General features: G+C 40.2%; 20 protein-coding genes and 1 pseudogene. 11 read left to right on the top strand and 10 right to left on the bottom strand.

Annotated elements, in window-relative coordinates; all coding sequences use genetic code 11:
* Positions 1-57: 57 nt before the first annotated feature.
* Positions 58-1,365, bottom strand: a complete 1,308-nt coding sequence (locus tag VB693_RS07375) for a glutamate-5-semialdehyde dehydrogenase (RefSeq protein WP_323265686.1) — start codon at positions 1,363-1,365, stop codon at positions 58-60.
* A gap of 241 nt (positions 1,366-1,606) precedes the next feature.
* Between VB693_RS07375 and VB693_RS07370 the strand changes: the two are divergent.
* Positions 1,607-2,575, top strand: a pseudogene (locus tag VB693_RS07370) (DUF4351 domain-containing protein).
* Positions 2,576-2,917: 342 nt separating this feature from the next.
* Here VB693_RS07370 and VB693_RS07365 read toward each other — a convergent pair.
* Both VB693_RS07365 and VB693_RS07360 read right to left on the bottom strand, forming a co-directional pair.
* On the bottom strand, positions 2,918-3,871 hold the full coding sequence (locus VB693_RS07365) for a class I SAM-dependent methyltransferase (protein WP_323265685.1): 954 nt from the start codon (positions 3,869-3,871) through the stop codon (positions 2,918-2,920).
* Positions 3,872-4,006: 135 nt separating this feature from the next.
* Entirely contained in the window at positions 4,007-4,243 is a 237-nt protein-coding gene (locus VB693_RS07360) for a hypothetical protein (RefSeq protein WP_190705717.1), read from the bottom strand.
* Between the two features lie 123 nt (positions 4,244-4,366).
* Here VB693_RS07360 and VB693_RS07355 point away from each other — a divergent pair, with 123 nt between their 5' ends.
* Complete coding sequence (locus tag VB693_RS07355; protein ID WP_190705713.1) at positions 4,367-4,606, top strand: hypothetical protein; 240 nt, start codon at positions 4,367-4,369, stop codon at positions 4,604-4,606.
* A gap of 336 nt (positions 4,607-4,942) precedes the next feature.
* Here VB693_RS07355 and VB693_RS07350 read toward each other — a convergent pair whose 3' ends face one another.
* The 3 genes from VB693_RS07350 to VB693_RS07340 all read right to left on the bottom strand — a co-directional run bounded on the left by VB693_RS07350 (position 4,943) and on the right by VB693_RS07340 (position 7,747).
* Entirely contained in the window at positions 4,943-5,320 is a 378-nt protein-coding gene (locus VB693_RS07350) for a hypothetical protein (protein WP_323265684.1), read from the bottom strand.
* A 539-nt stretch (positions 5,321-5,859) separates the two neighbouring features.
* Positions 5,860-6,924: an NAD(P)/FAD-dependent oxidoreductase gene (locus VB693_RS07345; RefSeq protein WP_323265683.1), complete on the bottom strand. Its 1,065-nt coding sequence runs from the start codon at positions 6,922-6,924 to the stop codon at positions 5,860-5,862.
* A 235-nt stretch (positions 6,925-7,159) separates the two neighbouring features.
* A complete protein-coding gene (locus VB693_RS07340; RefSeq protein ID WP_323265682.1) occupies positions 7,160-7,747 on the bottom strand; it encodes a hypothetical protein in 588 nt (195 codons plus the stop codon).
* Between the two features lie 299 nt (positions 7,748-8,046).
* Between VB693_RS07340 and VB693_RS07335 the strand changes: the two genes are divergently transcribed.
* The gene (locus VB693_RS07335) at positions 8,047-8,889 is read left to right on the top strand and encodes a YaaW family protein (protein WP_323265681.1); all 843 of its coding nucleotides are present in this window, start codon (positions 8,047-8,049) and stop codon (positions 8,887-8,889) included.
* Complete coding sequence (locus tag VB693_RS07330) at positions 8,871-10,202, top strand: O-antigen ligase (protein WP_323265680.1); 1,332 nt, start codon at positions 8,871-8,873, stop codon at positions 10,200-10,202. The genes VB693_RS07335 and VB693_RS07330 overlap by 19 nt, the downstream gene beginning before the upstream one ends.
* Positions 10,203-10,338: 136 nt before the next feature.
* Here VB693_RS07330 and VB693_RS07325 read toward each other — a convergent pair whose 3' ends face one another.
* The gene (locus VB693_RS07325) at positions 10,339-10,470 is read right to left on the bottom strand and encodes a hypothetical protein (RefSeq protein WP_323265679.1); all 132 of its coding nucleotides are present in this window, start codon (positions 10,468-10,470) and stop codon (positions 10,339-10,341) included.
* Here VB693_RS07325 and VB693_RS07320 point away from each other — a divergent pair.
* From VB693_RS07320 to VB693_RS07305, 4 genes are all read left to right on the top strand, one after another.
* Entirely contained in the window at positions 10,469-10,843 is a 375-nt protein-coding gene (locus tag VB693_RS07320) for a hypothetical protein (RefSeq protein ID WP_323265678.1), read from the top strand. The genes VB693_RS07325 and VB693_RS07320 overlap by 2 nt on opposite strands.
* A gap of 205 nt (positions 10,844-11,048) precedes the next feature.
* Positions 11,049-11,570 carry a Ycf51 family protein gene (locus VB693_RS07315; protein ID WP_323265677.1) on the top strand — a complete coding sequence of 174 codons (522 nt, stop codon included), beginning with the start codon at positions 11,049-11,051 and terminating at the stop codon, positions 11,568-11,570.
* A gap of 114 nt (positions 11,571-11,684) precedes the next feature.
* Complete coding sequence (gene cynS, locus VB693_RS07310; RefSeq protein ID WP_323265676.1) at positions 11,685-12,125, top strand: cyanase; 441 nt, start codon at positions 11,685-11,687, stop codon at positions 12,123-12,125.
* Positions 12,126-12,175: 50 nt separating this feature from the next.
* The gene (locus VB693_RS07305) at positions 12,176-13,063 is read left to right on the top strand and encodes a site-specific DNA-methyltransferase (RefSeq protein WP_323265711.1); all 888 of its coding nucleotides are present in this window, start codon (positions 12,176-12,178) and stop codon (positions 13,061-13,063) included.
* Between the two features lie 67 nt (positions 13,064-13,130).
* Here VB693_RS07305 and VB693_RS07300 read toward each other — a convergent pair whose 3' ends face one another.
* Positions 13,131-13,343: a hypothetical protein gene (locus VB693_RS07300; RefSeq protein WP_190705761.1), complete on the bottom strand. Its 213-nt coding sequence runs from the start codon at positions 13,341-13,343 to the stop codon at positions 13,131-13,133.
* A 492-nt stretch (positions 13,344-13,835) separates the two neighbouring features.
* On the opposite strand from VB693_RS07300, the gene VB693_RS07295 reads away from it, so the two are divergent.
* Together VB693_RS07295 and VB693_RS07290 are read left to right on the top strand one after the other, a co-directional pair.
* Entirely contained in the window at positions 13,836-14,996 is a 1,161-nt protein-coding gene (locus VB693_RS07295; protein ID WP_323265675.1) for an SGNH/GDSL hydrolase family protein, read from the top strand.
* Positions 14,997-15,029: 33 nt separating this feature from the next.
* Positions 15,030-15,392 (top strand): DUF4864 domain-containing protein, encoded by a 363-nt coding sequence (locus VB693_RS07290; RefSeq protein WP_190705689.1) that lies wholly within the window; start codon positions 15,030-15,032, stop codon positions 15,390-15,392.
* Positions 15,393-15,492: 100 nt separating this feature from the next.
* Here the strand turns inward: VB693_RS07290 and larE are convergent, their stop codons facing one another.
* Entirely contained in the window at positions 15,493-16,317 is an 825-nt protein-coding gene (larE, locus tag VB693_RS07285; protein ID WP_323265674.1) for an ATP-dependent sacrificial sulfur transferase LarE, read from the bottom strand.
* 25 nt (positions 16,318-16,342) lie between these two features.
* Positions 16,343-18,199 carry a hybrid histidine kinase/response regulator HrmK gene (hrmK, locus tag VB693_RS07280; protein ID WP_323265673.1) on the bottom strand — a complete coding sequence of 619 codons (1,857 nt, stop codon included), beginning with the start codon at positions 18,197-18,199 and terminating at the stop codon, positions 16,343-16,345.
* A gap of 189 nt (positions 18,200-18,388) precedes the next feature.
* Between hrmK and VB693_RS07275 the strand changes: the two genes are divergently transcribed.
* Complete coding sequence (locus tag VB693_RS07275) at positions 18,389-19,255, top strand: branched-chain amino acid ABC transporter permease (RefSeq protein WP_323265672.1); 867 nt, start codon at positions 18,389-18,391, stop codon at positions 19,253-19,255.
* Positions 19,256-19,298: the final 43 nt, after the last annotated feature.

The following is a 19,298-nucleotide window of genomic DNA, read 5'->3' as shown; positions in this document are numbered from 1 at the left end:
TGTGCCTTTGTGCCTCTGTGGTGAATTATTTTTGAACCACAGAGACACAGAGATGTTTTAAACTAAATCTCTATGAGTAAAGGCTTTAGCATTCGCCCCAGTATAGGTAGCGACAATATGTCCATCACCAGTCACTTGATATTTATACGTGACTAATCCTTCTAAACCGACAGGGCCACGAGGCGGCATTTGTTGGGTACTAATCCCGACTTCTGCACCAAAACCATAACGGAAACCATCAGCAAATCGCGTAGAACAATTGTGAAAAACTCCGGCGGAATTGACTAAGCCAAAGAATGTTTCTACTGTCGCTAAATCTTCCGTGACGATCGCATCAGTATGACGAGAACCATATTCGTTAATATGAGCGATCGCAGTTTCTAAAGAGTCTACTATCTTTACCGCCAAAATCAAATCACTGTATTCTGTTTCCCAATCGGCATCAATGGCAGGCGTAATATCAGGTAAGATTTTCAACGTACCTTCATCACCGCGTAACTCCACATCAACTGCTTGCAATGCTGCTGCGACTTTCGGCAGAAATTCCGGTGCGATCGCTTGATGTACTAACATCGTTTCAATCGCATTACAAGCAGCAGCATATTGGATTTTGGCATCAACAGCAATCTGCACAGCTTTCTTCATATCGGCTGCTTTATCTACATACAGATGACACATCCCATCAGCATGACCAAGTACAGGAATGCGAGTATTTTCTTGTACAAACCTGACAAAAGAATTAGAACCTCTAGGAATAATTAAATCTACATATTTATCTAATTTTAAAAGTTCTAAAGTTTCTTCTCTAGTTGTGAGTAATTGCACCACATCAGGACTAACGTCTGTTTGCAATAAACCTTGTTTAATTGCCTTGACTATCGCCTCACAAGAACGTACAGCTTCCTTACCACATTTAAGAATGACACCATTACCTGATTTAATCGCCAAAGAGACAATTTGAATCGCCGCCTCTGGACGCGCTTCAAAAATAATCCCCAACACACCCAAAGGACAAGTTACCCGCTTGAGAACCAAGCCAGTATCGAGTTCTCGGTGAATCTGCACCTGTCCCACAGGATCAGCTAGCTTACCAACATCTCGCACCCCAGCGATCGCATCTCTTAACTTATGTTCATCCAACTGCAACCTTTTATATAGGGGTTTGGCGATACCCGCAGCCGTCGCCGCTTCACAATCAGCAATGTTTGCAGACACAATCTCATCTTTTGCCGATTCTAAAGCTTGGGCAATGGAGGAGATCGCTTGATTTTTTGCTTCAGTCGAGAGAATAGCCAGTTTACTAGCAGCTTGGCGAGTTTGTTGGGCGATCGTAGTCAGGGAAGAAGCAACTTGCAGAGTAGTCATGATTAATCAAAACTGTTATTGATAGCACAAATCTTTAGCTTTTCCCCATCCTATCCTTTTTAATGTAGGGTGCGTCAGTGCGAGAAAACCTGATTACACAACGAGAATATTCATACTGACGCACAAAATTGTTATTTTGGTAATCGCATTTGCTATTTCACCATATATACCTTAGCAGTAGGTTTAGTTTCTGATGCTCACTAAACCTAATTTTCTGTCAGATATCATCTACCAAGAACAAATGATAAATACTAATGAACGCGCAGATTTTGATAGTCCGTGGAAAGAAATTCTCGAAGCATATTTTCCCCAAGCCATGCAATTCTTCTTCCCGGAAACGGCTGCATTAATCGACTGGGAACGTCCCCACGAATTTCTCAACACAGAATTTCAACAAATCGCCCGTGAAGCCGAACAAGGAAAGCGATATGCTGATCAATTAGTCAAAGTTTAGCAAATCCAAGGCGAAGAACTATGGTTATTAATCCACGTTGAGATTCAAGCCCAAAAAGAAGATAACTTCAGTAAGCGGATGTTCACTTACAAATTTCGCATCTTCGACAGATTTGATAAACCAGCCATTAGTTTAGCAATACTGTGCGACACTAACCGCGAATGGAGACCGAGTAATTACAGTTACAATTATCCCCATACTCGCTTAAATTTTGAATTTGGCATTGTTAAACTTTTAGATTACGAAAATCGCTTTCAAGAGTTAGAAAATAACAATAATCCTTTTGCGACAGTAGTGATGGCGCATTTGAAAACCCAGCAGACTCGCTCATCACCAGAAGAACGCAAAATCTGGAAATTCAGATTGATTCGCAGGTTGTACGATTTAGGCTTACAAGAACAGAATATTCGTAACCTCTACCGATTTATTGATTGGGTTATGATATTACCAAAAGTATTAGAAAATCAATTTTGGGAAGAAGTTAAACAATTGGAGCAGGAGCGGACTATGAGATATATCACCTCAGCTGAACGCATTGGTTATGAGCGCGGAAGAGAAGAAGGGAAAGAAGAAGGAAGACAAGAAGGTGAACAGGCGATTATTTTAAAACTACTCAAAAAACGAGTTGGTGAAATTTCACTAGAGCTACAAGAGCGTGTCCAAGCTCTTTCTGTAAACCAATTAGAAAACCTTAGTGAAGCTTTGTTAGATTTTACTAACACGACGGATTTACTTAATTGGTTGCAATCAAATTAATCAACTGAATATCTGTTTCGTCAATGTAATGCAAGTATGCCACAAAAGTTAGCTGAAGTGATTGATTTGGGATTGGTAGAGAAGCCGGAGATTTATTTCAAGAGTGCGGTAGATTTTTCAAATGCCCTGTCGGATAGTTTTAAAAGTTTTGGGCAGAATATAATTCGCTACTAAACAGACATTCGCGTAGCGTCCTGTAGAAAAGTCCGCCTGCGCGGACTAACAGAAATTTCAGGTTTTTAAACCTGGGTCGGCAGATTTCGTCTGTGTAGCCAAGCCACTGCTTTGGGCGGGTTTCCGACTTATAGCAAGTGGCGCGCGATTTATAATCACCTGGCCGAGTTAAAACTGCGGCTTCCTAGAAATAATTGTCCGGTGGCGGGGGTCACTGGGAACTGTCACAGGTTCTAGGAAACCTACTTCTTGCAGTGCTGCCTCAATATCAAAGACGTAATATTGGTCACTCCAAGGCTCAGTGCTTTTCATGAGAGTGAACAAGACAGGGGGTAGATTTTGGATGACAGGCGATCGCGGGTTATTATCTACCAAGGCAATATAACCACCAGGTCTAAGTAACCTTCTAGCCTCCGCGAAGATTTCCCGGCTGGCGTAACTGGGGAGTTCATGGGTGACAAACTGGAGAGTTACCAAATCAAAGGAGTTATCTGGTAAACCCGTATTTTCTGCCCTACCATGAATCCACTCGGCTATCTCACTATTAACATCTCTAGTTCTAGCTACAGCCAACATATGAGGGGACAAATCTAAACCCACTGTACGAACTGGATATCTTTCCCGGCTTTGATAATAACGGTGTAGAGCCAAGGTAGATACGCCGACAGAACAGCCCATATCTAAAATATCTTGGACTGGTTGAGGTGCGTATGTCCCCAAAGCATCATGAAAAGTGCCTCTGAGTCTAGCATGGGCATCTTGCCAAGTCAGGTTTTCTTGTGGCCATACCCGCAACGCCATCGCATAGGTAGCTGATTCCGTTTCAAAAGCAGCTTCCCAACACAGATTGCCCTCAGAGTAAGCATGAAAAGGAACTTTGTAATAGTCGGGATATACAACACGCGGGTTCGTCACTGCTGCTAACAGTTGTTGTCCTACCGATGCTTTGAGTGCCTCATAATTTTTACGCCAGGGAATCCCATTTTTTTCAGCCGTTTTGATCAGGACTTGCCTTGCTTGGTGTTTCATTACACCGTAAATTGGTTTGGTCTGAATTAATAAATTAACGAAATTGGAGAGTAAACTTTCACCAGCCCAGTCTGGCTTGCTCTTATTGTTCATCAGCGTAAATGTAGTGAGGCGATAATAGCAACTGCCTATATTGTAGAGTTATCGCAGGGTAAAGAGATATCTATATATGAGGGCGATGGCGTAACTGTCATCTCTATGAGAGGTTACGCCATCGCTTTACATAACTTAAATCGCAGTTTCGTCGTGTTGACAATCAAAAACCACCACAAAGTGAGCATCAGGGATGAGTTGACGCAAATTTCGCAAATAAACTTCTGCATGAGAACGACTGCGGAAGCTAGCAACAGTCAACCTTCGCATATCAGGTAGTAAACGCGCAATTACCCAAGCATTTAGGAGTTCTCTATTAACAATCTTCAGACCTTTTAATGCAGAATCTTGATAGTTGATATTTTGATTCATGATCCAGCTTTGATATAAATTGTCACAGTACGATTTCGTTTTATACTTGTCGCACCTGATTTTTCCTAATTTGGGGATTTTGCTTATACACTGAATATGTAATTTAAACCTCACACTATTTCTATGAAGCCGCAGCAAGACTACACCACTACAACCCGTCCCGGCGATCATGGCACATATACTGCTACTCATCTACCATCAATATGTAATTGTCATACCTGGGGAAGAACACCGGATCAAGCCCGTGGTGAACTTATCTACGTTGTAGAAATGATGCAACCAGAATACGAAGAACAAGAACGTTCTTTATTTGAAAACATTGAAACATTCTTTGTAGAAGAAGAACGTCATCAGCTAGGATAAATAGTTTTATCATCTTTTCACTTCTTAGAGTGTAGACGATCGCCTATTTTATAGCTTCAGATACATCAAATCTAGAGTCAGGCGATAATCATTTTTGACATCAGGAATTAAATGAGCAGCGATGCTCCGCACCACTATAGGTGATTGGCTTTGCCAGTGCCGTAGGCAATCGCATCTACTTAAATCAGCTATTATTTCATACTTATTCTTAAGCCCTTGCCACGAATTATCTACCTAGTTTATTCTTGGCAAGAGCTTATCTAAAAAACCTGATGGATGCTATTACCCTTCAAAAAAATTAAATTTTGCATCCATGTCCCACTTTTTTGCTCAGTATTAACCAAACCAGTGAGATGGTTCACAGCTAGGCTCAACTGATTTGCAAAGGCGATCGCCAATCCAAGCGGATTTTTCTTGAAAGATAGCGTAAATGCCTTGGTGAATCAAATTTTGGACGTGTAGTTGCTGTTCTAAAGCACTGCGAGGTAACTTTTGATTAACCTGACTTTCTTGATTGCAACTTGACGGTATTAGTTGTAATTCAGATACTGCACTATAAAAGCAGGGAATTCGGTTCAAGACAAAAGCAATTAACTCTTGTCGTAAATCAGGAATTGCAAACGCTTGTTGATAAGGATGATATGAATATGTATCCAAAACATTTTCAATCTCTCCTAGGACTGATTGCTGTGTTAAATTGACTACTGTTTTCATAAGTTTTTAACTCCTTTTTTATCTTTTCATTCACGTAATAGGTGCAGGCAATCAACTATCTTAATAGCCAACTTTTACTGCTAGCTACTGAGATTCCGACCGTAAACGAACTTTTTATTTGAGTAGAATACCACGTACCTGGCTCTACTGTTTTTTTAGGAATTTGATAATTTTGACAGCATAACTACTGATCAAACAATCTAATCAACCAAGTAATGTACTGATATTTCACATTTATATTTTAATTTTTTCAAATTTATGAGATTTTAATAAAAATCTACATAAAACTAATTATAAATAGTTGGGGATCAATATAAAAACGGAGTAAAAACATTAATGACTGTGAACTAATAGTGAAAGTAGACCCCTGATAATTATGAATATTCTTTATGTGAAATCAGGATCAACATCTGCATATAAACTTGGCAATATCATCTATGGATTTTGTCAAACATCATTATTAGGCTTAAAAAAAATTAGTAAGTCACAATGATGAGACTTACTATATCGAGCAACCAGTCTAACGATAGATGTAATAATTAAGTAAAATCTTTGAAAAAGTTCATATCTGGTAGGGTTAAATTTTCTAAATACTGGTTAATTTCCTGAGATGCGCCAAGTCCAGACAGCATCGCACCTTCTGCAAGATTGCCACCGCACCAATCTCCACAGCAGATTAAAGGCAAAGCAGACTCAGCTTTGAGGACTTTTTCTGGCCAAGGAATACTAGGAAAGGCATAACGCCAACGATGAACCTGCATCCATTCAGGGGTATGCAGCCAAGGAAGTTTTAATATTGTGGCTGCATATTCCAACATCTGTTTTCCTATAGGTTGTAAGTCCGATGATTCTAGATGCTGTTGAGCAAAACTGGCACTACTTTGCACCACAAATACAGCTTGTGGAGATTGATGACGTTTGCTGCTATCTAAACCAATCCATCCCAAAACAGCATCATCTATAAAGCTGATGGCTTTCCAATCTGGTAGCGGTTGTGATGTAGCAGGATAGCCAGTCATTACACTAATAGATGGATAAAACTCTACCAAACTTAAATTTTCCAGAAATTTTTGATTCAAAATACTCTCACCCAATGGTGCTAGCAGCATCAAAGCTTGGGGTGCAGGAATAGCAATTACTAAAGCTTTAGCTGTTAATTCCTCTCGGCTGGATTCAAGAGTGATCCGCCAATGGTTCTCATTGGTGGGGTTAATAGCTGTAACACGCTGATTGAGCAAGATATTTAAATCTTGAGCCAGAAATTTAGCGATCGCACTCATCCCCGCAGGCGCAACATAACGAGGACTACGATTTTGGGGTGCAGATACACCAGTATCTGTAGTGAACTCGTAAACTGTATCTGTCCAGACTTCTAAGATATGGCGATCGCATAATAAATCTACGAGACTGGTAAATAATTCACCTTTGGGATTGAGATAACAAGCCCCATGATCTGCTCTAGTTTCATATAACCGACGAGTAGCGAGTCTTCCTCCTAAACCACGAGACTTGTCCACAACCACCACCGAATATCCGGCTCGACTTAGCTGCTGGGCGCAGATTAACCCTGACATACCCGCACCAATCACTACAACATCAGTCACGTCGCTTTGCTCCGAATTAAAAATTAAAAATTAAAAATTTTGAAAGACTACTAGACAATATTAAACTTTTAGATTGTGTGGAAGCATAAAGCAACGCACCAATATCAATAGTGCGTTGCAGCAAACGGGGATATTAGATTGATCAATTACACCAATTTTGCTTAAAAATTCACCAAATCAAAACCATTAAAGGTTTTGCGCTTGGATTTATAGAATTGGTATGATTGTTCAAGCTCTAGTGGAAACTAAGCTCAAACAAAGAACCACCATGAGCTGTAGGCAGAGAATATGCTATTTGATCTAGTTGAACTTTAGCACCATCTACGTCTAAACTCTTGTAGAATGTGCCTCTATGCTCAGGAGTCAATAGCAATTTAGCAGAATTATATCCAGTGGAAAGTGAAGAGATAAATACCTCTACATATCCCCGCACTTCAAAATTTGCCTTTGCCAATAATCCTTCCTTGAGGATGTTTGGTTGCAGCAGAAATAACCCAGTATCACCAGGTTTAATCGTTCTTGTGAATCTGATTTTGTTAGGAGCAAGATCAGGCTCAAGTTCAGCCAGCATATTAGTCTCATCTACATCCAGGAAAGCAACGAGTTCCTTAATATTCACAGGAGGATTAGAAACTATTGTGAATACAAGGGACACAGTTACCTCAAAGGCATTGAGATTGCTCAAAGTTAAAAAATAACCCTGAATTACAGTGCGGCTGAGTTTTTCAATATCAGCCTTTAAACTTGGTGGTACTTGTACTGGCAGGTTTGCTGCTTTCGGAAACTGCGGTTTAACGAGAAGCTCAAAAGTAGAAACTAACATAAATTTACCTCGATTTGGATTGAAGTTAGAACAACAGTTAAGTGTTTTTCATCACACTTGAGGGTTTGATGTGGTGATTAAATGTGAACCCTGTTGATTTATCAGATTGAGGTGAAAAATTTATGCAAGAAGTTAGAAAAATCTAGGTTTAGTTTGCGAGTATAAAGAGATTTACCGTTAAAATATGCCTAATTTGTCAGCAGAAGTCATTAGCACTTGTACAAAAAACTACTATTGACTACCAAAAGCTAATAGTAGAATAGGTTACAGATACGCTGTATGAAAAGGAGGAAGGGAAATTGGATGAGCTGAGGGCGGCGTTAGAGTTAGCAACCGAAGATGAATTGCAAGATTTAACCGCAATTCTGTTTAGCCGTAAGTTTAATCCTTTAGATTATGTTCATACGCCTGAACCCATCGAAGTCCAAAGCCAGAACCACCAAGCTTGGCTAGACTCATTAGAAAGCCGTTTTCGCTTTTTAGCCGCCGATGGGATGACGGTCTTACGGGGACAAACAGACCAGATGACTTATCGTCAAGCACTGATTCAAGTCTGTAAGTATTTAAAAATTCCCTATTCTCAAGATTTAACAACCATTGATTTAGAAGCAGAAGTATTTTTGTATCTGCTGGGACAAGTTTGGAAAAAATTACCAGAAAATGAAAAGCAAAAATTGACTTTTCAATTGCAGAATCAGATGGTGAAGTCAGATATGACAGAACCCTTACCACCTTTATTACAACATGACCCCTTGAGCTTATTGTTTAAGGGTGGTAGTGCCTTGGCTGTCACATCCATCGTTAAACCATTGCTTTTACAACAAATTGCCCGTCAATTTGCTCTCCACTTTGCAACATATGAAGTAGCCAAAAATGCTGTAGTTGCAGGCTCTCAAGCAGCAAAAACACAGTTTCAAAGTTATGTGACTTTACAAATGGCGCGGCGAGGTATGACCTTGAGTGCAGCTCGATATACAGCCGTTCGCGGTATATTCTCCGTCGTGGGGCCAATGATGTGGGCATGGTTTTTTGCAGACTTAGGTTGGAGAATGATTACGACTAATTACGGTCGGATCATCCCCACTGTGTTTGCTTTGGCACAAATTCGTCTCACCCGTAGCGAATGTTGGGAGATAGCTTGAAGTCAGCTGTTTATCACCCCAACCCGAATTTGCAGTTACCTTGGAATTGCCTGCAAATCGGTCTACTAATATTCCCACTAAGTCCATTTTTGGGATTTGTGGCTATAGCTGTGGCCTCACTGCTTACTTGGATTAAGCAATACCGCACGATTATTCGCATTCCCATTAATCGTGGGTTTGGTGTATTTAGTGTCTTATTGTTTATATCTGCTAGTTTTGCCCTAGATAAAACGGCCGCTTTTGTCGGCTTATTTAATTTATTGCCATTTTTATGGCTATTTTCTGGTTTGACCGCACTAATTCAAAGCATCGCTCAATTAAGACGCATAGCTGAGATTTTTGTGATTGGTTCTGTACCAGTTGTAATTATGGGTTTTGGACAGTTGTTTTTTGGCTGGACATTACAGTTACAGGTTTTGTGGGTTTTAGTCGATGTAGCGATCGCACCCGGCGGAATTCCCCCAGGCCGAATGTCAGCTATTTTCATGCACGCCAATCTTTTTGCGGCATATTTAGCAATTGTCTTTACCCTAGGATTAGGTTTGTGGCTGGAACGGGGACTGGGTATCAGGAATAAACATAAATCCTCACTCCCTAATTTCTACTCCCTACTCCCTATCATTCTAATTGCCGACTTCGCCGCCTTAATTTTGACTAACTCGCGCAATGGATGGGCGATCGCAATTATTGCCTGTTTAGCTTTTGCACTTTATCAAGGTTGGCGGTTGCTGGTAGTTGCTGTGTCTGGAGTCGTTGCTAGTGTTTTGTTGGCAGCTTTTGCTCCTAACCCCATAGCTCAAATCTTCCGCCGCATCGTTCCTGCCTTCTTTTGGGCAAGGTTAAACGATAATTTATATCCAGATAGACCAGTCGCCTTAATGCGAAAAACCCAATGGGAGTTTGCCTGGTCTTTGACTCAGCAAGATCCCTGGACAGGATGGGGATTGCGTAATTTTACAGCCCTCTATAAAGCCCACATGAACATTGATTTGGGTCATCCCCATAATTTGTTTTTGATGCTATCTGCGGAAACTGGATTACCAAGCACTTTATTATTTTTTGGCTTGCTGGGTTGGATATTGTTTACAGGTATCCAACTTTTACAAAAATCTCATCTTCTAGCTTTAGAAAATAGATTAATCTTTTTTAGTTATCTTGTAATTTTTGTGGAATGGTTGCTATTTAACACTGTTGATGTTACTCTGTTTGACTTTAGATTAAATACCATCTCCTGGTTATTGATGGCAGCTATTTGCGGCACTGTATATCACTCCAATCAAGCTCATCATAAACTGACAAGCAATCTAGATTAACTAAGTAGTAAGTTTAACTACTAAATAAATTAATCACCGCAGTTAATTTTCCGTGGTTACACTGCGGTTATTCATAGGTTGTAGTTAATAAGATGATTACATTCACGTTTGTGACTGTGAGTGTGGCTAACATAAATTAGTCACTGTTGCTGATTGTTGGGAAGGTGTAGGGAAAGCCTTTTGGGGTTTTTCCTGCATAACGGGCATCTTTTTTAAGATGCCATTTTTTATGTCTATTTTTTGTTAATGAATCGGCATCTACTTCCATGAAAATCCTCTATTCAAACTTTCTAATATTAAGCATATTTGGGCTGAATTTTGCTATTTCTCCACCAGCTAAAGCTGCCATTAGCTGTGAGAATGGTACTATTAATCATTATGCTAATGGTTCTTTACATACCTGTCTTATTAGCCAAAATACAACATTACAACTATCTTCAGCTTCAGGAATATCTATTTTCCCATGTAAAGCCCAAAGTTATATATATTTTGATGAAAAAGGTCAATTTCGGCGTTGCCAACTAGCAGAAGATATTCAAATTAGAATAGATAATTCCCTGGAAAAATGTCCGGCAGACTTTTGGATAAATGTTTCTATCTCTGATGCAGGGAATCAATCAATTACTTGCCGACAAAATTGAAAAAGTAGCAGGGATACTAATTTTAGTAGAGAAGACTAATTTCTTCTCTGTGTCTCTGTGTCTCCGTGGTGAAAAAATTACCTTTTTAACCCAAAAACCCAGAGAAAGAAATTTGTCTGCCAACAGTAGATAACGTAGTGTAGCGTCTATCGGTAAAATAGGTGTGTCAATCATGAACGGTAAAACACCCAAGTAGCCAATTTGTATGCTTACAACAGCTGAATTTCTTCAATATACTCAATGGTCGGGTATTGCCACGCTGGTATTTGCTGTTTTGGCAATACTGGCTTTTCTGTTTAAATGGGGTATCCGCTTTCGGCTAGTAGGTATAACTGGCTTTATGTTGGTGCTGACTGTTGGTTTATTTTCGCTGTCAATAGTACCTTTGAGTCGTACCGTTATTCCAGGTGCAGCCAAATACACCCTAGTTTATGATAATGGTTCAAACCAAGCAGTAATCGCCATATCACCCCAGCTTTCACCTGACGAAGTAGAAGCTACACTACTTCAAGCTGCGAGTAACCTCTATTCTTTTGGTCGTTCGGGTAGACAGGGAGATAATCAGCTAACAGTTCGGGCGCGTACCATTATCCACCCAGAACCAGGTCTTTCTATACCACTTTACCTGGGTGACGTGAAGCGATCGCTCGCTAATCGTGAAGATCAAGATTTGACAGTCACAATATATTCAGAAAAGTTTGCTCAACTGCCAAAATCTCATGCTTAACTACCAATAGGATCATTGGGAGAATTGACACTCGCGCCCTTTTGCGAATCTGCTTTTCTCCCAACCGGATAAGATGGTAAAATTTCTTCTGGCAAAGTTAATTCACTCAATCAGATGTCTCTCCCCGAAATTACGGAAATTTTACTCGAAGCGAAGAAAGAGAAAGGACTCAGTTTTGCAGATTTAGAAAAAATTCTCGGACGGGATGAAGTATGGATTGCTGCTGTATTCTACCGTCAAGCTAGTGCTTCTGAGGAAGAGGCTAGGTTATTGGTAGACACATTAGATTTAGCCCCTATCTATATTCAAGATTTGACTGCATACCCAGTCAAGGGTTTGGGGCCTGTTGTTCCTACTGATCCACTGATTTACCGCTTCTATGAGATTATGCAGGTCTACGGCTTTCCAATTAAGGAAGTCATTCAAGAAAAGTTTGGCGATGGAATTATGAGTGCGATTGACTTTACCTTAGATGTGGAGAAAGAAGTAGACCCCAAAGGCGATCGCGTTAAAATCACAATGTCCGGTAAATTTTTACCTTACAAAAAGTGGTAGTCCTTCAGCCATAAAGACTCTTTAAACTCTGCTTCACCTCACAGCCAACAATAACCACAACAATCATCAACCTTACACCTTATTACACGCAACAGCACGGAAAAGCATACTTAGGTGACAGTCTGGAGATTATTACCAGCATCCCAGACAACAGTGTTAACTTAATCCTGACTTCACCACCATTTGCTTTAACGCGCAAAAAAGAATACGGTAACGAAAGTTCAGAAAAATATATCGAGTGGTTTTTACCCTTCGCCTACGAATTTAAAAGAGTCTTAGCGGAAAATGGCTCATTTGTTTTAGATTTAGGCGGTGCTTATCTTCCTGGTAATCCTGTACGGAGTATCTACCAGTATGAACTATTAGTCAAACTCTGCAAAGAAGTCGGCTTTTTTCTGGCGCAAGAATTATATCATTATAATCCAGCACGACTACCTACCCCAGCCGAATGGGTGACAATCAGAAGAATTCGTGTCAAAGATGCAGTAAACATAGTTTGGTGGTTGTCAAAAATACCCAACCCCAAAGCAGATAATAGAAAAATCTTAAAGCCATATAGCCAGAGTATGAAACGCTTACTAAAAAATGGCTATAAACCTCAAATTCGTCCTAGTGGACATGATATTTCTGATAAATTTCAAAAAGATAACCAAGGCGCAATTCCGCCAAATTTGCTAGAAATTGCGAACACTGAATCTAACAGTGCTTATTTACGACGCTGCAAAGCAGCCGGGATTAGACCTCATCCAGCAAGATTCCCGCAAGGATTCGCTGAATTCTTCATCAAGTTTTTGACTGATGAAGGTGATATAGTCCTAGATCCCTTTGCAGGTTCTAACACTACTGGTTTTGTTGCTGAAACTTTGCAGCGTCGATGGATTTCATGTGAAATTAATGAGGATTATGTTATGGGAAGTCGTTATCGATTTGATGATTAGTTAATAGTCACTAGGAAATAGAGTTGATTGACTGTGAAATTTAGACTATTAACTCTAAAAAGCAGATTCAGATTTCACCATTTACTTGCATCTGATGAACTTGATCTGCTAATTCTTGACGACTTTGATCATCAAGCTTATCTATCGCTAACATTCCCATGAGAATTACCTCTTTTAGCGTTAAACGGGTCGAATGTGCTTGTTTTTGCACCGTTTCTTTAATGATTGGACTGACTCCAATTGCTGTACTAGCTCTAGCCACAAAATTACAGGGAAAAATCAGTTACTTCGCCTAAATTTTAGCACTTCTTACTAGCTTATTCATAAATAGAATTGAATTTAAATGTATCAGAACACATAAATAAATGTTTTAATGTAGAAAAAACAGTACATAGTAACATTTAATACTTAAAAAACAGTAATTATTCTAAAAAATATTATGGCAAGTATTTATACTGCTATTGATTGCTATCAATACCATTTCCTTAATCTAATATATGGGACTCCTATTTAATTTTTCAGAAAATTCAGCATACCTCATAATCTCTTCTTACGTGACCCCTGTCCCCTGTCCCCTATGCCTATCTCGTTCATATACTAGAGAAAGATATGCTTTAAAGAATTTGTAAATTGTCAAAGATAATATTGTTAACCCAGTTTACAGAAATATACGTTGTACATAAGAATGATATTTTAACCACCGTAAATTTTCCTGAATACGGACAACTAACGCTGTCAACAGGAAAAGCAGTAATTAGAGGAGAAAAACGCGATGAGGGATTCTTATCTGTTGGCAGCAGGCTTGTTAACAGGATTGGCAATACCAGCATCAGCTATTCCAGAGATGTCAATTTTATTGCCAGAAAAGCATAGCTCTCAGTGGAATGCAAAACAAGACTCGCAGACAATAGCAGATGACAAACATCTCCTCAAGCGTGACATATCAACACCAGAATTTAGTAGCCAAGTGTCGCAGCCTGGAGAAAATCTACACCCTCCATTAGAGAAAAAGTTTTTTCTAGAGCGGCTTAACCTTTTTTTACCAGAATTAAGTAGCCAACTTTTAGCATCTTCAGAGGCTTCAGAACCAAGGGCGAATGAAAAAAAATTTTCTACTGGGGATGTTACCTCACCGCAATTTACCAATCAAGAAGTACCAATATCAATAGAGTCATTATTCAATCCTAGTAATCAGCCGACAGATGCGCTACTAACTTCTGGCAATCAACTGTACTATCAAAGATTAGCAGCACTAAAAACAGGTCAGATTTACACCCGTGCAGATATTGATAACTTCCAAGGATTAGGGGAGTCAAGGGGAAAACAGCAACTGACTTATGAAGACTGGAAAAGTTTATTAGCTTTAGAAGCAAAAGCGATCGCCCAAGGTCAAGGTAAAAACCGTCTTAGTATCTTAGTTGGTGATTCCTTAAGTCTGTGGTTTCCTAGACAAAACCTGCCTACGGGTAAATTATGGCTGAATCAGGGCATATCTGGAGATACATCTGGTGGTATCGCGACACGATTAGCCAGCTTTGCACAAACCCGTCCTGATGCAATCTACATCATGGCTGGGATTAATGACTTAAGAAAAGGTACGAGTGACGAAACCATCTTGCGAAATCACCGCCGGATGATGCGTAGCTTACGGAAAAATCACCCCAAAGCGCAAATCTTTGTTCAATCCATCCTACCAGCTCATGTAGCCACAATTTCTAATAGCCGTATTCGTCATCTCAACACCAGAATTGCTCAGATTGCCAAACAAGAAGGAGTTAATTACTTAAATATTCATAATTGGTTTACAGATGCTGATGGCAATTTGCGTTCAGATTTAACCACAGATGGAATACATCTGTCACCCGATGGTTATGATATTTGGCGATTTGCTCTCCAGCAAGTAGAATTCAAACTTTCTCAAACTAGAAATTGAGCATACTACTACTAGGCGATCGCCAGCAGATTTATGGAAGCTACCGATAAAGATTTTATTGCTATACGCGCTGTTATAGAAAGCCAACTAGACGCATTCCAAAAAGATGATGCTCAAGCTGCTTTCGCTCTTGCTAGTCCTGGAATCAAAGAGCAATTCCAAACCCCAGACCATTTTATGCAGATGGTGAGCTTAAGTTATCCGGCTGTTTACCGTCCTCGCTCGGTATTTTTTGAGAAAATTACTACTATTCAAGACAATATTACTCAGCCAGTTTTACTACTAGCACCTGATGGTATGCCCCTACGAGCGTTGTATTTTATGGAAAAACAACCGGATGATACCTGGAAGATTAATGGTTGTATTTTAGTCTCTGTGGAGGCGGAGATTATCTAGGTGATAGGTGATAGGTGATAGGTGATAGGTGACAGGGGAAGCAGGGGGAGAAAAATACAATGCCCACCCACTCACTTCACTACTCATTACTCATTACTCACTACTCACTACTCAGCACTGTCTTAAGGACTTGGTTTAGCTTACCACTGCGATAACCTTCTAAATCTAGGGTGACGTAGATAAAACCCAAGTTTTGAAATGTAGTTACTACAGATTGTAAGTCTGTCAACATGACAAAATCTTTGATTTTTTCTGGTGGTAATTCAATGCGTGCTGTGTCACTTTCGGAACGGACGCGCAAATTTTGCCAACCTAGCTTTCGCAGGTAAATTTCGGCTCTACCGACGCGTTGTAACTTGGCTACAGTAATCTCCTCGCCGTAAGGAAAACGGGAACTGAGACAAGGTTGGGCTGGTTTATCCCACCAAGGTAAACCAAGCTGCTGGGAAAGTTGGCGGACTTCTAACTTAGTCACACCAAATTCAGCTAAAGGCGATCGCGCACCTCGTTCTTTAGCGGCTTGAATCCCTGGGCGATAATCATGCAAATCATCAGCATTCACGCCATCGATTACATAGGGATAACCTAACTCTAAAGCCAAAGGTTTGAGGTTGTCGTGCAGTTCACTCTTGCAAAAATAACAACGGTTAACGGGGTTAGCGGTGTAATTGGGATTTTCCATCTCATGAGTCTGGATAATCTTGTGAGCAATCCCAATAGTTGCGGCTTGAATTTCAGCATCCTCCAGTTCTTCTGGTAGCAGAGAAGGTGAAACAGCCGTCACAGCCAAAGCGCGATCGCCTAAAACGTCATAAGCAATCTTAGCTACCAAAGTGCTATCAACACCCCCAGAGTAGGCAATCAAAGCCTGTTCCATCTCTGCAAATAATAATTTTAGTTTCTCTAGTTTTTCTGTCAGCATCATGTTAATTGTCAATAGTCAATAGTCATTAGGCATTGGGGTACAATCTACCCTGTCCCCTGTCCCCTGTCCCCTGTCCCCTGTCCCCTGTCCCCTGTCCCCTGTCCCCTAAACTATACTTAGCTACTAAATCAGCCAAAAGAGATAAATCAAGGGGTTTAGAAATATATTCATTAAATCCGGCTGTGAGACAAATTTCGCGATCGCCTTTCATGGACATTGCCGTTTGGGCAATGATGGGTATCTGCTGATATTCTGGTTTTTCTCGTAACTGCTGTACCAAATCAATACCACAGCTATTGGGTAAGCGTATATCCATTAAGATAACAAATGGTTGTTTGTGGGTGAGTGCGTCCCACATTTCTACTTCGTTCTTCACCCAAGTTACTTGATAACCTAACTTACTGAGATGAATTTGCATCAGTTTCCCATTAGGTAAATCATTTTCCACCAGTAAAATCTCGTTGGAAGTGATGGAAGTGATTGGGAAAGGCTGTGAGGATGTGGCTTGTTCATTCTCCTCGATTTCTGTAGATAAAACTGCTTCTATAGGCTTTAGGGGTAAAACAATAGTAAAACGAGAACCAGAATTAACTACTGATTCCACCTCCACATAACCATGATGAATTTCTGCCAGTTTTTGCGTTACGGCTAAACCTAAACCAGTACCTTCATTTTGGCTAGGGGAGGAATTGGGAATTTGGAAATAAGGTTGAAACAGTAGTGTTTGATGTTCTTTGGATATGCCAGTACCTGTATCCCACACCGTAAAATGCACTAGTGAATCTTGCTGTGTCACCTTTAAACCCACTGTGCCTTTATTGGTAAACTTTAAAGCGTTAAACAGCAAATTCAAGAGCATTTGCTTGAGTCGTAAGGGATCTACGACTAGGGTTGTGACTTGAGGATCTATTTCCAAAGACAATTTCAACCCCTTATTATTGGCTTTCTCTTTGATTAGTGTGAGGACATTACGAGACAATTCTGGTATATCGACTTTTTCCCATTGCACTTCTAGTTGGTTAGCTTCAATTTTGGACAAATCCAAAATGTCGTTAATCAAAGCTAGGAGGTGTTTACCACTGGACTGAATGATGTTTAAATACTCACGTTGACGTTCTCTAGTGGGATCATAGCCTTGAGTTAAAAGCAGGTGGGTAAAACCAATAATCGAACTGAGTGGTGTCCGGATTTCGTGGCTGGTGTTAGCTAAGAACTGGTTCTTGAGTTGATTTGTCCGCTTCAGTTCTTGATTAAAGTCTACAAAATGCTGCGATCGCTGCTGTAAAAATTGTATATGTTTAAATTGAACTAATGCTTGAACACAATGCTCTGCTGCCTTGCTCATGAATTGCGAAGTTAGTTGCACTTGTGCATCTGTCAGTTTTGTGGGATGAGAGTTGGGTTTACTAGTAGCTATGAGTAACCATCCCATCACCCCACTATATTCATCGTGCAATCGCCAAGCTTGAGGCGGTTTTTGGCTTTCTAAATTATGTAAATCTTTCACTTGAATTTCTGCTTGCAATTCCAATGGCCGTGTTTTGCCATTTTTCAGCTTCAATTCCAAAACTGGGGCTGGGGAATCAACAGATGTGGGGCAAGAAATATAGTAAACTTTACCAACCGTTTCTTGCGGTTGGCATAGAGCAATGGCTACCCCCCTACTGTTTAAAGCCATGCTGATTTCCTGCGCCACAGTTTGCCACATTTCTGCTTCTGGGCTATCGGTTTGGGCGGCATCTGTCAAAACAACAAGCAGGCAATCATTAAGGCGGCGTTGTAGCTGGTTCAAGCTGCGTTCTAGCCATAACTCAGCGCGAAGTTGTTGGATTGTGGCATCTACCTGTGAGTTGTGTTCTGGTAAGCTTGAATACTGCTGCATGGTCAACTAGACCGTTGGACAATTTTAATTACGCAAAAATTGCGAACAGGATTCTATGTATATTAGCTCACAATTCTTTTTTGTCGATAAATCATAGATTATAGTGTCGATCATCACTGCACAACCAAGAATATTATCTGCTATAAACCATTGCTAATGAATATTAACTGACTTTATTTAGATTAAATTATGGATACACAAATTATTCAACTTATCGTCAATGGCATTGCTGTGGGGAGCATTATTGCTTTAGCCGCAGTCGGACTGACACTTACTTACGGGATTTTGCGGTTGTCTAATTTTGCCCACGGTGATTTTTTGACTTTAGGGGCTTATCTAACGTTATTTGTAAATACTTTAGGGTTAAATATTTGGCTGTCAATGATTTTGGCAGCAGGCGGAACAGTATTAGCAATGGTGTTATCAGAAAAATTACTGTGGTCAAAGATGCGCTCAATCCGTGCTAACTCGACAACACTAATTATTATCTCGATTGGGCTGGCTTTGTTTCTGCGGAATGGGATTATTTTAATTTGGGGTGGCAAGAATCAAAATTATGATTTACCTATTATCCCAGCTTTAGATATTTTTGGTGTCAAAGTACCGCAAAACCAAATCGTGGTGTTAGCTTTGGCAGTGGTGGCAATTTTGGCACTGCATTATCTGCTGCAAAATACGAAAATTGGCAAGGCGATGCGAGCAGTGGCTGATGATTTAGATTTAGCTAAAGTCTCTGGGATTGATGTTGATAAAGTAGTCTTGTGGACTTGGTTAATTGCTGGTACGCTCACATCTTTGGGTGGCAGTATGTATGGATTAATTACAGCCGTGCGTCCTAATATGGGGTGGTTTTTGATCTTGCCTTTATTCGCCTCGGTAATTTTGGGAGGGATTGGTAATCCTTACGGTGCGATCGCCGCAGCTTTCATCATTGGTATTGTTCAAGAAGTCAGCACTGCTTGGCTGGGTTCACAGTATAAGCAAGGTATAGCCTTATTAATCATGATTTTGGTGTTGCTCATTCGTCCCAAGGGTTTATTCAAAGGAACGATTTGAGCAACACCACCAGCACCTACGCAACAAGACTATTTGTTTTGGG

The organism is Anabaena sp. UHCC 0399, from assembly GCF_034931465.1.
Taxonomy (GTDB): domain Bacteria; phylum Cyanobacteriota; class Cyanobacteriia; order Cyanobacteriales; family Nostocaceae; genus Trichormus; species Trichormus minutissimus.
The sequence above is the reverse complement of the archived record's forward strand: the minus strand, read 5'-3'. Positions and strand labels throughout refer to the sequence as shown.

What these genes read in the sequence shown, in the direction of transcription:
- VB693_RS07365 (WP_323265685.1), bottom strand. Translation starts at nt 3,871, where the DNA reads ATGAACAATAAGAGCAAGCCAGACTGGGCTGGTGAAAGTTTACTCTCC.
- VB693_RS07275 (WP_323265672.1), top strand. Translation starts at nt 18,389, where the DNA reads ATGGATACACAAATTATTCAACTTATCGTCAATGGCATTGCTGTGGGG.
- VB693_RS07350 (WP_323265684.1), bottom strand. Translation starts at nt 5,320, where the DNA reads ATGAAAACAGTAGTCAATTTAACACAGCAATCAGTCCTAGGAGAGATT.
- VB693_RS07325 (WP_323265679.1), bottom strand. Translation starts at nt 10,470, where the DNA reads ATGGAAGTAGATGCCGATTCATTAACAAAAAATAGACATAAAAAATGG.
- VB693_RS07320 (WP_323265678.1), top strand. Translation starts at nt 10,469, where the DNA reads ATGAAAATCCTCTATTCAAACTTTCTAATATTAAGCATATTTGGGCTG.
- larE (WP_323265674.1), bottom strand. Translation starts at nt 16,317, where the DNA reads ATGATGCTGACAGAAAAACTAGAGAAACTAAAATTATTATTTGCAGAG.
- VB693_RS07355 (WP_190705713.1), top strand. Translation starts at nt 4,367, where the DNA reads ATGAAGCCGCAGCAAGACTACACCACTACAACCCGTCCCGGCGATCAT.
- VB693_RS07360 (WP_190705717.1), bottom strand. Translation starts at nt 4,243, where the DNA reads ATGAATCAAAATATCAACTATCAAGATTCTGCATTAAAAGGTCTGAAG.
- VB693_RS07315 (WP_323265677.1), top strand. Translation starts at nt 11,049, where the DNA reads ATGCTTACAACAGCTGAATTTCTTCAATATACTCAATGGTCGGGTATT.
- hrmK (WP_323265673.1), bottom strand. Translation starts at nt 18,199, where the DNA reads ATGCAGCAGTATTCAAGCTTACCAGAACACAACTCACAGGTAGATGCC.
- VB693_RS07330 (WP_323265680.1), top strand. Translation starts at nt 8,871, where the DNA reads ATGTTGGGAGATAGCTTGAAGTCAGCTGTTTATCACCCCAACCCGAAT.
- cynS (WP_323265676.1), top strand. Translation starts at nt 11,685, where the DNA reads ATGTCTCTCCCCGAAATTACGGAAATTTTACTCGAAGCGAAGAAAGAG.
- VB693_RS07290 (WP_190705689.1), top strand. Translation starts at nt 15,030, where the DNA reads ATGGAAGCTACCGATAAAGATTTTATTGCTATACGCGCTGTTATAGAA.
- VB693_RS07375 (WP_323265686.1), bottom strand. Translation starts at nt 1,365, where the DNA reads ATGACTACTCTGCAAGTTGCTTCTTCCCTGACTACGATCGCCCAACAA.
- VB693_RS07295 (WP_323265675.1), top strand. Translation starts at nt 13,836, where the DNA reads ATGAGGGATTCTTATCTGTTGGCAGCAGGCTTGTTAACAGGATTGGCA.
- VB693_RS07340 (WP_323265682.1), bottom strand. Translation starts at nt 7,747, where the DNA reads ATGTTAGTTTCTACTTTTGAGCTTCTCGTTAAACCGCAGTTTCCGAAA.